A 15,396-nucleotide genomic window follows, 5' to 3' on the forward strand; every position below is an offset into this window, starting at 1 on the left:
ATTTACAACGAAGCTCGCTCCCGCGCCAGGAACGCCTCGATCTCGTCCCTGGACGGGATCGAGCCTTGCGCTCCCGGCCGCGTGACGGCGATCGCCGCCGCAGCGGCGGCGAACCGCAGCGCCGCCTCCGTATCGGTCCCGGCGGCGGAAGCGGCGGCGAATGCGCCGATGAACGTATCCCCCGCCGCCGTCGTATCGACCGCCTCCACCGCATAGGCGGGCACGGACAGCCGCTCCCCGGCCGCATCCGCGCACAAGCAGCCCTGCTCGCCGAGCGTGACGACGACGCGGCGAGCGCCGCGTGCCAGCAGCGCGGCCGCGGCCGCCTCGGCCCCGGCCCGGTCCGGCACCGGCAGCCCGCTGACGGCGGCCGCCTCCGTCTCGTTGACGATGATCGTATCGAGCAGCGGCAGCAGCTCGGCCGAAACCTCCCGCGCCGGAGCCGGGTTCAGCCAGACGCGCACGCCGGCCTCGCCGGCCGACCGGATGAGCGCTTCGTTCGTCTCCCACGGAATCTCGTTCTGGAGCAGCACGGCGTAGACGCCGCGCCAGTCCGCCTCGGCGAGCGCATCCTCGGCCGTCAGCAGGCCGTTTGCTCCAGCCGACAGCACGATATGGTTCTCTCCGCCCTCGTTGACGGTGATGATCGCCAGTCCCGACGTCCCGTCCTTGGTCAGCACCGACTGCACGCCGACGCCGGCATCCTCCAGCGAGGCGACGAGCGCGTCGCCGAACGGATCGCCGCCGACCGCTCCGAGCATCGAGCAGGCCGCTCCCGCCTTGGCTGCCGCCGCGGCTTGGTTGGCGCCCTTGCCGCCCGCATGATACGACGTGCCGCGTCCGGAGATCGTCTCGCCCGGCTCGGGAAATCGAGCGACGCGGCTGACGATATCCATGTTGATGCTGCCGGCGACGAGGATCCGGCTCCCGCCGGACGCCTGCCGGCTCAAGGCCGCCCCTTGGCAGACCCCGTCCGCACCGACACGCGGCTGATCGCCCGCTCGCCGCCATCGAGGCAGGCGAAGCCGAACATGCCGTAGCCGAACGAGTCGTCGCGGCATTCCAGCACCGTTTTGCCGTCGATCTCGAGCTTGAACGCATCCTGCTCGGCGACCAGCCTCATCCGGTACTCGCGGCCGAGCTCCCAGTCGAACTTCGCCGTGATGAGCCGGCTCGTCCCGAAGTCCTGCTTGATGAACGACACGGTGTTCGGCCCGTCGAAGCCGGCCAAATAGTGGCGCTTGACGCCCTGGGCCCGGACAGCCAGCAGATGGCTCGTTCCTTCCAGCGGCTGCACCGTCGCCTCCACCGAGAGGTCGCGCTCGTAATAGTTGCCCGAGAACGAAGCCGCGTCGCTCTGTGCCCGGCCGATCATGCGCCCGCCCTCCAGCCTCCACTCGCCCCGATGATGCGCGAACGGCGTAATCGAGCCGAACTCCTTGGCCTGCTTGGCGAAGTCGATCTCATAGGCCGCCGCTCCGGCGACTCCGAAGCGCCCGATGAACAGGCTGCCGAGCGCCCGATCCGTGAGCGGCGACGGACTTTCCAGCACCCAGCCGATCTCGTCGATGAGCGCTCCGTCCGTATCGGGCAGGACGAACGACAGCTCGTTCCAGGCCCCGTTCTCCAGCGGGCGCGGCTCCAGCAGCAGCTCCTCTTTCGTGGCCGAATTCCGCACATAAGGCGTCAGGATGATCGGCTCTCCTTCCCACTGATCGACATAAACGGAGGCGGACGCCGTCTGCCCGCTGACCGCCAGCGGAGCGAACGTCGGCTTGTACTTCTCGTCGTTGAACTCCTCCCGGCGATAGAACGGCTTCCAATAAATATGGCTGCGGTCCCCGGCGACGAGACGGTCGAAGACGATTTCCAGCGAGCCTCCACCAGGCTGCAGCGCCTGGCGGACGGAGTGGCGGACGACCGGCGTCTTGAACGGATTGGAGGTGCGGAAGCCGTGCGTCGAGCCCGGCAAGCCGAAGTCGAACTGCACGTCGCCCGGCCTGAAGCTGTCGGCCAGCTGCTGCGGAGCCTCTTCTCCGTTCAGCCGATAGCCAAGCAGCGCCAGCTCCTTGGCGAACGTCGGGAAATCGACGACATTGAGGTAGCCCGACACGCTGGAGGCGACGATGAAATCGTTGATCGGGGCGCGGTAATGCGCCGGTATGCCGTCGAGGCCGGCGAATGCGCCGAGGATGGAGCCGACGTTGCCGGCGTTGCAATCCGTATCCCAGCCGCACATCGAGGCGATCTCCACGGTGCGAGCGAAGTCGCCGCAGCCGTAGAGCAGCGCGAGCGCGCATACGCCGGCGTTGGGGATGATATGGCAGACCCCGCCATACTTGTCGTAGCCCCAGCGGTCCTCGAGATGCTGGCGGCATGCCGCCCAGTCGTCCGGATGGTCGCGGTGGAAGTCCAGCACGGCATGGACGACGCGCGCATAGGTCGACTCCGCCGGTATTTGCCGCAATCCGGCGGCGACGATGTCCGCGATTGAAGCCGCTCCGAACGCCGCCGCGATCGCGGCCGCCATGAAGCGGGCTCCGTAAAGGCCGTTGCCGTCATGCGAGACGCTCGCGGCCTTCTCCGCGTAGTCCGCCGCCCGCTCCGGATCGCCGGGAAAAAGCAGTCCCCAAGAGTCGATGAAGATCTGGCCGCCGATCTGCTCGGCCATCTCCAGCCCGTTCGTCTCGATGGAGCCCGACGCCGGCGCGGCCATGCCTTTGCTCAGGTTGACATACGCCCGATGCTCGGTGCTGATGTCCTCGCCGCCCCACCAGAACATGCCGATGCCCTCGCGCGCATAATTGAGCCAGGCGCGGCCGACATCCTCGGCCGTCAGCTCTCTGCCCTTGGCGTCGTCGTACAGCGCCCGGATGAAAAACACCGGGCCGTTGGCGTCGTCGTCCGCCGCGAACGTCCGATATGGCTTGACGTAGCCGCGGATATCTCCGTATACGTCCCGGATGCGCTCGTACGTCCAGGCGACCGGCTCGATCGGGGCGCCGAGGCGGATGCCGACGTTCATGCCGATGAAGCTGGCGTACACCGTTTCCAGATAGCGGTTCGGAATCATCGCCGCGCCTCCTCTCCGAGGCAGCCGATGCCGGCCAGCAGCCGCCGCCGCGTCGCGGCCGCCTCCATGTCCTGCCGGATGATGGCCGCGGCCGTCTCGGCGAACCGGTCGGCGATATCCAGCAGGTCGAGCCGGTTGACCCGGTCGAGCTGCTCGATGTCTCCTGGCTCGATGACCTCCGCGCCGTGCATCGCGCCGAGGATGACGCCGGCCATGACGCCGATGGAGTCGGTATCCCGGCCCGAGTTGATGCCGTCGAGGATCGAGCGGTAATAGTCGCCCTCGTTCAGCACGATATAGGCGAGCGCGAGCGGCAGCTCCTCGATCGAGCGCAGCCGGCTCGGCGTGTAGTGGTCGCTCGGCACGCCGACCTTGTCGATATGCCGGCTGACGTCGTCGCCCATCGGCGAGTACTTGGCGATGATGCGGTGGAACACGGCGACGACGGCATCGCGGTCGTCCCGCTGGGCGCGCAGGCTGCGCGCCGCGGCCGCCAGCTCCTCGATCGCCGCTCTCGTCCCGTCCTTGGCCAAAGACAGCGCCGTGCCGACGATGTCGTCGACCGTCGCCCCCGGCTCGAACGCCTTGGCGACGCAGGCCGCCAGCACGCCGGCCGCCTCCAGGCCGTAGCTGCTCTGATGGCCCATGGCGAACAGGATCGCCTCGTCATAAGCGCCTTTGGGATTGCCGGCGTTGACGACGCCGATCGGGGCGATGTACATCGCCGCCCCGCAGTTCACCATGTTGCCGAGGCCGCCTTCGCGCGGCTCGGCGTTCGCCAGCACATGGCGCAGGAAGATTTGCTTTTCCGGGTAGAACAAGCGGTCCATGATGAACGCCTCGCGGTCCAGCTCCGGCACAAATGTCTTGCGGAAAGCGATCTCCTTGACGAACTCGCGGCCCATGTCATAGGCGTCCAGATGCCGTCCCTCGGCCTGATACGTCCGGATCAGCGCGTTCGTCATCAGCGTATCGTCGGTGACGATGCCGTCGCCGCGCACCCGGCCGAGCCGCATGTCCTCGGGCAGGTCCATCTTATGCCATCTCGTCATCAGCGACTCGACCCGGCCGTATCTCGACTTGATCTCCCCGTACGTCAGCTTCTCGACCGGAGCGCCCATGGCGTCTCCGAGAGCGGTCGAGACGACCACTCCTCTTACCCGACTGCGAAATGAAGTCATGGCTGCAGCTCCTTACTGGATGGTTTCGTTCGCGTAGGCGGTGATCTCGGCTCCTCCGGCGGCATTCCAGGCGTCGACAAATGCCCCGAACTGGCTCAGATCCTTCTTGCCGGTAATGAAGTCCGTCGAGTATTCCTTGTACAGATTGTTCATCGCATCCCAGTTCGCGACGAACTGCTCGGGGATGATGAAGGCGTTGTCCTCGGTGTAGAACGTCGACGCCAGCTCCAGCGACTTCGCTCCCGGCTCGCCGAGCAGCGGCGTCTGCAGCGGAATCTCCGACTTGATGTCGACCGGCTCCCAGAAGCGGGCGTACCAGTTGTTGTAGTAGTTCTCGTTCAGCTCGATCTTGATGTCGACGACGGCGTAGTTCTCGCCCTCGTAGCCGAGGCGGTCGAGCATCTGTCCTTTCGGGCTCGCCAGATAATCGAATACCTGGAACGCCGCATCCTTATGGCTGGACTGCGAGGAGATCGCCAGGCCGCGGGATTCCTTGGTCACGTCCGTAGCTCCGAAGCCTTGGCCGACGCCTTTGGCCGGCGGCAGCACGACGAGCTTGGCGCTCTCGCCGCCGAGATCCTGCATGCGGCCGTTGTACAGGTCGATGATCTTGCCCGCCGTGCCGGTGATGACGCCCGCTTCGCCCTTGTAGAAGGCGTCCTCCTTCGTATCCCACTGCTTGGTGATGAACTGCGGATCGAGCAGCCCTTCCTGGTACAGCTTGTGGTAGAAGGCCAGCTTCTCCTTCTCGCCCTCGGAAATCCGGGCGTATTCGAACGTGCCGTCGTCCTTCTTGATCCACGTCTGGTCGAGGCCGAACGCCGCGTTGAAGATCGTATTGATCTCCGCGATGTCGCCTGCCGCCGTCAGCGCGTAATTCGGCTTGCCAGAGGCCGGCTTCTTCTCGACCAGCTCCTTGAAGAAGGCGTAGTAGTTGTCGACGGTCGGATTGTCCGTCAGCGCCTTGGAGCTGTCCAGCGCCTCGAACCAGTCGGCCCGCACGACCGGCACCTTCGGCGCCAGCGGCTTGATCCAGAGCAGGTACGGATAGCTGTCCATGCGCGTCTTGTTGTGCGGCTCCATGATGGCTTTGACATGCTCCGACTTTTCGATGTACGGGGTCAGGTCCTCGAGCAGGCCTTGGTCGGCCATCTGCTGGTCGCCGCCCTGGAAGTAGATGATGTCCGGGATCGTGCCGCCGAGCAGCAGCAGGTTCAGGTTCTCCGCGTAGCTGCCTTGGGCGAGGTCGACGAGCTCGAACTTGACGTTCAGCCCCTCGTCCTTGGCCAGCGCCTTTTCCAGCTCTCCGAAAAACTTGACCGAGGCCGCGTTCGCCGTGCCTTCGTCCTTGTAGACGATCTTGAGCGTGACCGGCTGCCCGCTGCCGTCCGGCGCGGCGCCGGCATTCCCTTCGTTGGCAGCGGGGCTGCCGGAGTTGGATGAGCAAGCCGTTACGGCGACAGCCAGCGCGGCCGTCCATGCGATCGTAGTCCATTTTTTCATGTGCGTGATCTCCCCTTATGGATGATGGCGTACGTCTTGCGGCGGGCAGCCTCCCTGCCTCGCCTGGCGGCCGGAGCTCTCCGGCTTCAGTCCTTGACCCCCCCTTCCAGAGCTCCCTTGGCGTAGTACTTGAGGATGAACGGATAGAGCACCAGCAGCGGCACGATGGCGATGATGATGGTGCCTGCCTGCAGGGAGGCGAAGTCGAACGGAATCGAGCTGTCGAACAGATTCTGGCTGCCGATCAGCGACGTGTTGTCCTTGCGGACGACGAACTGCCTCAGCACGACCTGCAGCGGCCACTTGGACGGCTCCGAAATATAAAGCGTCGCGCGGAAGTACTCGTTCCAGTGGTAGACGCCGTAGAACAGGCCGAGCGTCGCCAGTCCCGGCTTGGACAGCGGCATCATGATCCGGGAGTACATGCGGAAATGCCCCGCGCCGTCGATCCGCGCCGCCTCCAGGATCTCTTCCGGGATGTCCTGGAAGAAGCGCATGAGGATGAACAGATAGTACACGTTGACGGCCTTGTACAGAATCAGGGAGGTCAGCGTATTCATCAGGCCGAGATCCTTGACCAGCAGGTATTCGGGAATCATGCCCGGCTCGAACACCATGATGACGATCAGGAAGAACAGCACGGCCTTCTTCCCGACGAACTCGTTGCGGGCGAGCACATAGGCGGCCATCGACGTCAGCGCCAGATTAAGCGCCGTGCCCGCTATTGTGATCCAGACCGAGTTGAGGATGCCGCCCGTGATGAGCGGGTTCGAGAAGAGCAGCTCGTAGTTGATCGTAGAGAACCCTTTCGGGATCAGGTCCAGCCCGCTCATCAGATGCGCCTTGCCCGGCGCCGTGAAGGAGAGGGCAAGCAGGTTGAGCAGCGGCACGAGCACCGTCAAGGTGAAGGCGAACAGCAGCAGATAGATGGCCAGCTTGGATGTTTCCAGTCGTCTCACGCAGTTTCCCCCTCCTTTACCAGACGCCTTTGCCCGAGACGCGCTTCGAGACGAAGTGCGTGCCCAGGATGAGCACGATGCCGATGACTCCCTTGAACAGGCTGGCCGCCGTCGCGTAGGCGAACTGGCCGTTTCCGATGCCGATCCGGTAGACGTACGTGTCCAGGATGTCCACGACGCTGATGACCGACGCGTTCATGAAGTTGAACACCTGGTCGAAGCCGGCGTTCATGAAGAAGCCGAGGTTGAGGATGAAGACGGTTACAACAGTGCTGTAGAGATGGGGCAGCGTGATGAACCGCATCTGCTGCAGCCTTGTCGCTCCGTCGATCTTGGCCGCCTCGTACAGCCCCGGGCTGATCTTCATGATCGCGGCCAGATAGATGATGGAGTCCCAGCCCGCGCTGCGCCAGATTTCCGAGAAGACGAGCACCCAGCGGATATGCTCCTTGCTCGTCATGTAGTCGATGGACGGCAGCTGGAAAAAGCTCGCGAGCTGGTTCACCCCGCCGGTCGCCGGATTCAGCAGGCTGATCCAGATGCCGGCGATGACGACCCAGGACAGGAAATGCGGCAAGTACAGGACGGACTGCACGTACTTGCGGTACCTGGAGCTGCGCACTTCATTGATGAAGAGCGACAGCACGATCGGGATCGGAAAGACGAAGACGATCTTCATCAAGCTGATGATGATGGTGTTCTGCAGCACGCTGGCGAACGCCGGCGAGCTGAACAGCGTCTCGAAATGCTTCCAGCCGACCCAGACATGGTCGCCGAGGATGCGGTAATCCTGGAAGGCGAGCTTCATGCCGTACAGCGGGATGAGATGGAAAATGAAAAAGTAGAGCAGCGGCAGGGCCAGCATCGCATAGAGCACCCAGTCCTGCCGCAGCCGCTTCATGGCCTTCATGGGCTTACACCTCCCGGTCGCAGTCGATCTCGAGCCGCATGAGCGGAGCATGCTGCTGGGCGCCGTAGACGTCCCGGTCTCCCGTGCTGCCGGAGGAGACCTCCCGGGACATCGTCACCTTGAAGCCGAGCGCCGGATCGAAAAAGACGAAATGACGGATCCGCTCCTCGGAAATTCCATACGCCTCGCTGACCGTTCGTGGAGTGACGGAGCCCGAGCCCTTCACCCGCTCGTAGCTCTCCCTGGAGTCGAAAAGGACATCCAGCGTGATCTCGAACGGACCCGAGTTTTTGCTGCGCAGCACTTTGGCCAGATCGCCCAGCTTGGTCATCGCTTCGCCCCTCCTCTGCGGTGCTCGATCGTGAATGCGTCCGGAGACGATTCCATCAGATGGTACACGGAAAACTCATAAACCGGTCCGAACTCGATATCGCTCGGCGCGAACGGAAACGCCAGGTTGCCGGCCGTCGACTTGCGCCCCTCGTAGCCGTAATGCAGAAACGTGGAGCGGACCGTCGCGCAGATGCTGCTGGCGAGCTCCTGCGTGCGGGCGACGACCTCGAACAGGACGCCGACCTCATGGCCCCGGAACGTCTCCGGCTCCTGGCTGCCGAGCACGCCGTTCATGCCGTAGTTGTAGAAGCGGATCGCATAGTCGGTTTCCGGCACGTCCCGGTAATACTCTCTCGCTTGCGCGCGTACGAGCTCCTCGACCTCCTCCAGCTTGCCGAGCAGGATCGGATCGCGGATGCCGGCGACGACGAACGTCCGGTAGGCGGTCTGCCGCGCTCCTTCCAGCTTGACCGTATACGTCTCGGCCGGCACGAGCCTGCTGCCGCTGACCTTCACGACGCCCGTCTCCGCCTCCTCGAACCGGCAGTGCTCCAGATCGAGCATGAAGCCGGGCCCATGCAGCAGATAAGGATGCTCCTTCTCGTAGAACGTGTGGGCGGCGACGCTCGTCTCGCTGCACTGCCGCTGCGGATTGAGCGACTCCACCGTGAAGCTGCCGTCGCCGATCGTCCCGAGGATGCTGTCCTTCGTCGTGCCCGGCTCGGCGCACAGCGCTCCGCACTCCAGAATTTTGCCCAAGTGGTAGCAGAGCGCCGGATCCTTGCCGTGCAGGATGCCGATCGCCGCGAACGGCGACGGGTCGTAGGCTCTCCCGCAGACGATGATGTCTGCGCCTGCGCGCAGCGCCTCGACGATCGGCTCATGTCCCATCTGGGCGACGATGCGGGGCGTGGCGGCGATCGCCTCCTCGGTCAGCGCAGGGATGTTCGGACTGAGCGGCGAGATCCGCCCCTCCGCGCTTGCCTGCCGCACGTCCTCTTGAGAAAAGTCTGCCCAAATGACGGCTATTTTTGCCTCCAGCTCCAATTCGGCCAGCAGCTCGTTGATGATCTCGAGCGTCCACTCCACATGCGTCCTCGCGCCGGAGCCTCCGGCAGAGCCGATCACGACCGGGATGCCGCGGCTCAGCCCGGCGGGAAGCATGAGGCCCAGGTCCTTCTTGACCGCCCGCTTGCTGACGATCGAGACGCCGGCGCCGAGCTTATGCGGGCCGCCGTCGGTGGAGCCGGCATCGACGACGATGCCGTGCGGATCCTTTTCCAATCCGTTCCTGAAGGACTTCTCCGGAAATCCATATCCCAGCATGCCGCAGGGCGACAGGATTCGAATGTCTGTGCTCATCTTAGGTCTCTCCTTCTTGTACAGCCAGGTTGGGTTGCGGCAGCGGCAGCCTTCCGCGCCGCCCGCCTGGAAGGGTGGGTAATTGGATGATCCAATTTGATGAAAGAAAAGGGGAGGCCCCCTTTCGTCCGGAGCGAGCCGGTCAGGCCGCATGTTCGATGGATCGTCCGTCGCCGCTCAGGGCTGGACGGCGTTTTTCTGGATGTTCTCCTTCACATGGCTCAAATGATGGAGCAGCGCCAGCCGCGCCTTGACCGGGTCGCGCTCCTTGATCGCCTGCAGGAGCAGCAGATGCTCCTCGTATACCTCGCTCTTGCGTCCGGGAATGGCGGCTGTCTTGCGGAGCGTCCGCTGCAGCAGGTCCATATGCAGCTCGATCATGTTGACCAGCACGACGTTGTGCGTCGCCTTGGCGATCGACAGGTGGAACGCCTGATCCGGCTTGGAGCGGTCGCCGTCCGCTCCGACCTCTCCCCATGTCTCGAAGGCCGCCTCGATCTCGGCGATATCCTCCGCCGTCGCCCGCTTCGCGGCAAGCTCCACGATGCCGGTCTCGAACAGCTCCCGCGCCTCGAGTAGCTCCATGATCGTCGCCCGCTCGATGTTGTCCAGGATGCGGGTCCGGTCCTCGGCGACGTCGAGCGCCTTGCTGAGGAAGCGTCCTCCGCCTGGACGGGCCTCGATCAGCCCCTCCCGCTCCAGGATGCGGAACGCTTCGCGCAGCGTGCCGCGGCTGATGCCGAACGATTGGGCCAGCTCGCGCTCGGTCGGCAGGAAGTCTCCGGGAGCGAGATTGCCCTCTAGAATCAGGTTTTTGAGCTGCTCGATGACATCTTCATACACCCGATGATATTTGATTTTCTTGATCGTCATAAGTCGGTTTCGGTCCTCTCTATCCTGCAGTCTTTAAATTGGATCATCCAATTGACCACATGTAAAGGATACCTTCTCGGCTTTTGGTCTGTCAAGCGCTTTCAGAAGGTTTTTCGAAACAAAAAGGAGAAGGGAATCGCTCCCCTTCTCCTTCTTTGCGATCGGCACGAGCTCAGTCGCCCCGGAACGCCTTTTTCATCCGGTCGAAGATGCTCTCGTGATGCTCCTCGGAGCCTGCGCCCGCGCCGCCGCCGAAGCCGCCGAGCTGGCGCAGCAGCTCCTTCTGCTCGTCGGTGAGCGACGTCGGCGTGACGACGGTCACCTTGACGTGCTGGTCGCCGTTGCCGTAGCCGCGCAGCTTGGGCACGCCCTTGCCCTTGAGGCGGAAGTACGTGCCGGTCTGCGTGCCCGCCGGAATCTTGAGCTTGACCTTCTCCGTCAGCGTCGGGATCTCGATCTCGTCGCCGAGCGCCGCCTGCGCGAACGACAGCGGCACCTCGCAGTAGATGTCGTCGTTCTCGCGGTCGAAGAACTCATGCGGCTTGACGCGCAGCACGATGTACAGGTCGCCGTTCGGACCTCCGCGCGTGCCGCCCTCGCCCTCGCCGTTCAGGCGGATCTGCGCGCCCTCGTCGACGCCCGCCGGGATGCGGACGGTGATCTTGCGCTGCTTCTTCACCTTGCCCGCGCCGTGGCAGGTCGAGCATTTGTCCTTGATGATCTTGCCCGTGCCGCTGCAGTTCGTGCAGGCGCGGCGGTTGACCATGCGTCCGAAAGGCGTGTTCTGCACGACTTCCTGCTGGCCGGTGCCGCGGCAGACGGAGCAGTTCTCCGGCTTGGTGCCCGGCTTGGCGCCGGAGCCGTGGCAGGTGTCGCAGTTCTCGGTGCGCGGAATCGTAATTTCCGTCTCCTTGCCGAATACCGCTTCCTTGAACTCGATCGTCATCGTATACTGCAGGTCGTTGCCGCGCTGCGGCGCGTTCGGATCGCGCCGTCCGCCGCCTCCGCCGAAGAACATGTCGAAGATGTCGCCGAACCCGCCTCCGCCGAAGTCCTGGCCGAAGCCGCCTCCGCCGCCGAACTGGTTCGGATCGACATGCCCGTACTGGTCGTACACGGCGCGCTTCTGATCGTCGCTCAAGGTGTCGTAAGCTTCCTTGACCTCCTTGAACTTCGTCTCCGCGTCGGCGCTTTTGTTGACGTCCGGATGGTACTGGCGCGCCAGCTTGCGGTAGGCTTTTTTGATCTCCTCCGCCGAGGCGTCCTTGCCGAGCTCCAGCACCTCGTAATAATCGCGCTTATCCGCCAATCCCTCTCACCCCCATGTAATGCCCGCTTGACATGCAACAACCGCCCTCTCCCTCCTGACGCCCCGGCGCTCAAAGCCGGGGCGCTGCTCGGAAAAAGGCGGAGCCGCTTGGTGAAGCTATGAAGCTATCGTACCTTTTTTATTTCTTGTCGTCCACGACTTCGTAGTCGGCGTCGACGACGTTGTCGCGTCCGGCCGCGCCGCCTTGGGCCGCGCCGGCATCGGCGCCCGGAGCGCCCTGCTCCGCTTGCGCCGCCTGCTCATAGAGCTTGACGGACAGCTGCTGCACGATCTCGGTCAGCTCGTCGGTCGCTTTTTTGATCGCGTCCAGATCCTCGCCGCCGACGACCGCCTGCAGCGCTTCCTTGGCTTTGTTGGCCTTGTCGATCTCGCCGGCGTCGACCTTGTCGCCCAGATCCTTGATCGTCTTGTCGACGGAGTAGATCAGCTGGTCGGCATTGTTCTTCGCCTCGACGAGCTCCTTGCGCTTGCGGTCTTCCTCGGCGTTGAGCTCGGCGTCCTTCATCATGCGCTCGACTTCCTCGTCGCTGAGGCCGCTCGAGGACGTGATCGTGATCTTCTGGCTCTTGCCCGTGCCCTTGTCGAGCGCGCTGACGTTGACGATGCCGTTGGCGTCGATGTCGAACGTGACCTCGATCTGCGGCACGCCGCGCGGAGCCGGCGGGATGTCGCCGAGCATGAAGCGTCCGAGCGTCTTGTTGCCGGCGGCCATGGCGCGCTCGCCCTGCAGGACGTGGATCTCGACGCTCGTCTGGTTGTCGGCGTACGTGGAGTACACCTGGGACTTGCTCGTCGGGATCGTCGTGTTGCGCTCGATCATCTTGGTGAATACGCCGCCCGCCGTCTCGATGCCGAGCGACAGCGGAGTGACGTCGAGCAGGACGACGTCCTTCACGTCGCCGGTCAGGACGCCCGCCTGGACCGCCGCGCCGAGGGCGACGACTTCGTCCGGGTTCACGCCTTTATGCGGCTCTTTGCCGATCAGCTTCTTGATCGCTTCCTGGACGGCCGGGATGCGGGTGGAGCCGCCGACGAGGACGACCTTGTCGATCTCGCTGGCCGACAGGCCGGAATCGCTCAGCGCCTGGCGCGTCGGAGCGAGCGTGCGCTCCACGAGCGGCGCGGCCAGCTCCTCGAATTTGGCGCGGGTCAGGTTCAGCTCCAAGTGCTGCGGCACGCCGTCGACCATCGTGATGAACGGCAGGCTGATCGTCGTCGTCAGGACGCCGGACAGCTCTTTCTTCGCCTTTTCGGCCGCGTCCTTCAGACGCTGCACGGCCGCCTTGTCCTTGGACAGGTCGGAGCCATGCTCCTTTTTGAACTCGGCTACGATGTGGTCGATGATGACCTGGTCGAAGTCGTCGCCGCCGAGACGGTTGTCGCCGCTCGTCGCCTTGACCTCGAAGAAGCCGTCGCCAAGCTCGAGGATGGACACGTCGAACGTGCCGCCGCCGAGGTCATAGACGAGGATCGTCTGGTCCTCGGACTTTTCGAGGCCGTAGGCCAGCGCCGCGGCCGTCGGCTCGTTGACGATGCGCAGCACCTCGAGGCCGGCGATCTTGCCGGCGTCCTTGGTCGCCTGGCGTTGGGAGTCGTTGAAGTAGGCCGGCACGGTGATGACCGCTTGCGTCACCGGTTGGCCGAGGTACGCTTCCGCATCGGATTTGAGCTTTTGCAGGATGATGGCGGAAATTTCTTGCGGCGTGAAGTCCTTGCCGTCGATCGTTTCTTTGTGGCTCGTGCCCATATGGCGCTTGATCGAGATGATCGTGCGGTCCGGGTTCGTGATCGCCTGGCGCTTCGCCGTCTCGCCGACGATGCGCTCGCCGTCCTTCTTGAAGCCGACGACGGACGGCGTCGTGCGGTTGCCTTCCGGATTCGGAATGACGACCGCCTCACCGCCCTCCATGACCGCTACGCAGGAGTTGGTCGTTCCAAGGTCGATGCCGATTACTTTGCTCATCGTAAAATATCCTCCCTTATATCCATTGCGGATCGAATTCGTTACGGGTCGATCCAAGTATACCCGCTTTATCTTAAAGGCAGATTAAGGCCGTCCTAGCCGCTTACCTTGACCATGGCCGGACGAAGCACCTTGTCCTTGAGCATGAAGCCCTTCTGGAGCTCCTCCACGACGATGCCTTCCTCATGCTCGTCGGACTCCACGGTCATGACCGCCTGATGGAATTCCGGATTGAACGGCTGCCCGACCGCTTCCATCGGCTTCAGCCCTTCCTGCTCGAGCACGCCCTGCAGCTGCCGGAAGATCATGTCCACGCCCTTGGCGAGCGATTCCGCATCGCCTCCGCCGGCCGCGGCGGCGATCGCCCGGTCGAAGTTGTCGACGATCGGCAGCAGCTGCGTCAGCAGCTTCGCCGAGGCGTACTGGCCCAGCTCTTCCTTTTCCTTGGCCGTGCGGCGGCGGAAATTGTCATAGTCGGCCTGGACGCGCAGCAGCCGCTGCTGATGCTCCTCCGCCTGGCGAGCCAGCTCCGCATAGCGGGAATCCTCTTCCGGCGCTTGCCCGGCCTCCTCCGCCGCCTGCGGCTCGGCCTCGATCGGCTCGCCGCCAGCGGCCGCGGCCGCCTGCTCCGCCGTCTCTTGATCGGCGTCCAGAATGTCCTCTGCGCTTGTCTGTTCATCTATCGTATTCTTCTTGGAATCCAAGCATGCTCACCTCCCGTAAATGGTTCCATAACGCGGCTGAATCTATGTAGGGGCCGCGAAGCCCCTTGCCTGCGCGCCGCGTCCAAGCCTGGACGGCGTTCGTCAGCGCTCCGTCCGCAGGCTGCTCAGGCTGCGCCCGAACTCGCCGAGCAGGCCGACGACGCGCCCGTAATCCATCCTCGTCGGGCCGAGGATGCCGATCGTGCCCATCTGCTCGCCATCGATCGTGAACGAAGCCGTAATGAGGCTGCAGCTCGCGATCGCGGCGTGGTCGTTCTCCGTGCCGATCCGCACCGACAGCCCCTGCGGCAGCGAGGAGAACAGGCGCAGCAGCGTCGGCGTCTCCTCCAGCAGCCCGAAGATCGTCTTGACCTTGTCGACATCCTTGAACTCCGGCTGAGCGAGGATGCGGGCCGTGCCGGACAGGTACAGCCGGCTGTCGTCCTCCGAGCGGACGGCCTGCTCGATCAGCTTGAGCAGCCCTTCGCATTGATCCGCATAGCGGCCCATTTCCTCGCCCGCCGCCGAGAAGAGCCGGGACTTCAGGCGGGTGAGCGGCGTCCCGCTCAGCCGCTCGTTGAGGAAGCGCACCGCCTGCTCGATGTCATCCATGTCCAGATCCGGCGGGATCGTCACCGTGCGGTTCTCGACGTGGCCGGTATTGGTCACGACGATCGCCACCGCCTTGTCGCCCCCGAGCGGCACGAGCTGGAACTGCTTGAGCGCCTGATTGACCGAGTCCGGACCGAGCACGATCGACGTGTAGTTCGTCAGGTTGGAGATGATCATCGCCGCCTGCTGGATCGCCTGCTCTGCCTCCATCATGCGGCTGGCGACGAACGAGCGGATCGCCTGCAGCTCGCTCTTGGTGACCGCCTCGCGCCTCATCAGATGATCGACATAATACCGGTAGCCTTGAATGGAAGGAATGCGTCCAGCCGACGTATGCGGCTGCTCCAGGAATCCCAGCTCCTCTAGATCCGCCATCTCGTTGCGGATCGTCGCCGGGCTGAAGGCCACGTCGCCCCGCTTCGAAATGCTCCGGGAGCCTACAGGCTCGGCGGAACGGATATAATCGTCGATGATCACGCCTAAGATCAGCTGCTGCCTTTCAGTCAACATCCGTACCATCCTCCCTCTGCATGCCTCCGGATTCCCAAAATCCGAGGCGGACGAGTGATTAGCACTCCACTCTATCGAGTGCT

13 protein-coding genes are annotated in these 15,396 nt (G+C 64.0%); all 13 read right to left on the reverse strand.

Annotated features, from left to right (window positions below; genetic code table 11):
• Positions 1-2: 2 nt before the first annotated feature.
• The gene (gene rbsK, locus GE073_RS16195; RefSeq protein ID WP_028597089.1) at positions 3-950 is read right to left on the reverse strand and encodes a ribokinase; all 948 of its coding nucleotides are present in this window, start codon (positions 948-950) and stop codon (positions 3-5) included.
• Positions 947-3,073, reverse strand: coding sequence for an ADP-ribosylglycohydrolase family protein (locus tag GE073_RS16200; RefSeq protein WP_028597090.1), 2,127 nt, complete (start codon positions 3,071-3,073; stop codon positions 947-949). The genes rbsK and GE073_RS16200 overlap by 4 nt, the downstream gene beginning before the upstream one ends.
• Positions 3,070-4,254 carry an ADP-ribosylglycohydrolase family protein gene (locus GE073_RS16205; protein WP_052332860.1) on the reverse strand — a complete coding sequence of 395 codons (1,185 nt, stop codon included), beginning with the start codon at positions 4,252-4,254 and terminating at the stop codon, positions 3,070-3,072. The genes GE073_RS16200 and GE073_RS16205 overlap by 4 nt, the downstream gene beginning before the upstream one ends.
• Positions 4,255-4,266: 12 nt before the next feature.
• Positions 4,267-5,757 (reverse strand): extracellular solute-binding protein, encoded by a 1,491-nt coding sequence (locus GE073_RS16210; protein WP_028597091.1) that lies wholly within the window; start codon positions 5,755-5,757, stop codon positions 4,267-4,269.
• Between the two features lie 86 nt (positions 5,758-5,843).
• Positions 5,844-6,716 (reverse strand): carbohydrate ABC transporter permease, encoded by an 873-nt coding sequence (locus GE073_RS16215; protein ID WP_028597092.1) that lies wholly within the window; start codon positions 6,714-6,716, stop codon positions 5,844-5,846.
• Positions 6,717-6,732: 16 nt separating this feature from the next.
• Entirely contained in the window at positions 6,733-7,626 is an 894-nt protein-coding gene (locus tag GE073_RS16220; RefSeq protein ID WP_028597093.1) for an ABC transporter permease, read from the reverse strand.
• A 4-nt stretch (positions 7,627-7,630) separates the two neighbouring features.
• Positions 7,631-7,957 carry a DUF4387 domain-containing protein gene (locus GE073_RS16225; RefSeq protein ID WP_028597094.1) on the reverse strand — a complete coding sequence of 109 codons (327 nt, stop codon included), beginning with the start codon at positions 7,955-7,957 and terminating at the stop codon, positions 7,631-7,633.
• Positions 7,954-9,321 (reverse strand): acyclic terpene utilization AtuA family protein, encoded by a 1,368-nt coding sequence (locus GE073_RS16230; protein WP_153783848.1) that lies wholly within the window; start codon positions 9,319-9,321, stop codon positions 7,954-7,956. The genes GE073_RS16225 and GE073_RS16230 overlap by 4 nt, the downstream gene beginning before the upstream one ends.
• 177 nt (positions 9,322-9,498) lie before the next feature.
• Positions 9,499-10,194, reverse strand: a complete 696-nt coding sequence (locus GE073_RS16235; RefSeq protein WP_028597096.1) for a FadR/GntR family transcriptional regulator — start codon at positions 10,192-10,194, stop codon at positions 9,499-9,501.
• A gap of 172 nt (positions 10,195-10,366) precedes the next feature.
• On the reverse strand, positions 10,367-11,503 hold the full coding sequence (dnaJ, locus tag GE073_RS16240; protein WP_028597097.1) for a molecular chaperone DnaJ: 1,137 nt from the start codon (positions 11,501-11,503) through the stop codon (positions 10,367-10,369).
• A 139-nt stretch (positions 11,504-11,642) separates the two neighbouring features.
• Entirely contained in the window at positions 11,643-13,487 is a 1,845-nt protein-coding gene (dnaK, locus tag GE073_RS16245; RefSeq protein WP_028597098.1) for a molecular chaperone DnaK, read from the reverse strand.
• Between the two features lie 95 nt (positions 13,488-13,582).
• Complete coding sequence (gene grpE / locus GE073_RS16250; RefSeq protein WP_228551572.1) at positions 13,583-14,191, reverse strand: nucleotide exchange factor GrpE; 609 nt, start codon at positions 14,189-14,191, stop codon at positions 13,583-13,585.
• Positions 14,192-14,293: 102 nt separating this feature from the next.
• On the reverse strand, positions 14,294-15,313 hold the full coding sequence (hrcA, locus tag GE073_RS16255; protein ID WP_101807792.1) for a heat-inducible transcriptional repressor HrcA: 1,020 nt from the start codon (positions 15,311-15,313) through the stop codon (positions 14,294-14,296).
• Positions 15,314-15,396 lie beyond the last annotated feature (83 nt).

Source organism: Paenibacillus sp. B01 (assembly GCF_009649995.1).
GTDB lineage: Bacteria > Bacillota > Bacilli > Paenibacillales > Paenibacillaceae > Paenibacillus_O > Paenibacillus_O pasadenensis.

Coding starts and splice junctions, on each gene's coding strand:
- GE073_RS16225 (WP_028597094.1), bottom strand. CDS start 7,957: ATGACCAAGCTGGGCGATCTGGCCAAAGTGCTGCGCAGCAAAAACTCG.
- hrcA (WP_101807792.1), bottom strand. CDS start 15,313: ATGTTGACTGAAAGGCAGCAGCTGATCTTAGGCGTGATCATCGACGAT.
- GE073_RS16200 (WP_028597090.1), bottom strand. CDS start 3,073: ATGATTCCGAACCGCTATCTGGAAACGGTGTACGCCAGCTTCATCGGC.
- GE073_RS16210 (WP_028597091.1), bottom strand. CDS start 5,757: ATGAAAAAATGGACTACGATCGCATGGACGGCCGCGCTGGCTGTCGCC.
- dnaK (WP_028597098.1), bottom strand. CDS start 13,487: ATGAGCAAAGTAATCGGCATCGACCTTGGAACGACCAACTCCTGCGTA.
- GE073_RS16205 (WP_052332860.1), bottom strand. CDS start 4,254: ATGACTTCATTTCGCAGTCGGGTAAGAGGAGTGGTCGTCTCGACCGCT.
- GE073_RS16230 (WP_153783848.1), bottom strand. CDS start 9,321: ATGAGCACAGACATTCGAATCCTGTCGCCCTGCGGCATGCTGGGATAT.
- GE073_RS16235 (WP_028597096.1), bottom strand. CDS start 10,194: ATGACGATCAAGAAAATCAAATATCATCGGGTGTATGAAGATGTCATC.
- GE073_RS16220 (WP_028597093.1), bottom strand. CDS start 7,626: ATGAAGGCCATGAAGCGGCTGCGGCAGGACTGGGTGCTCTATGCGATG.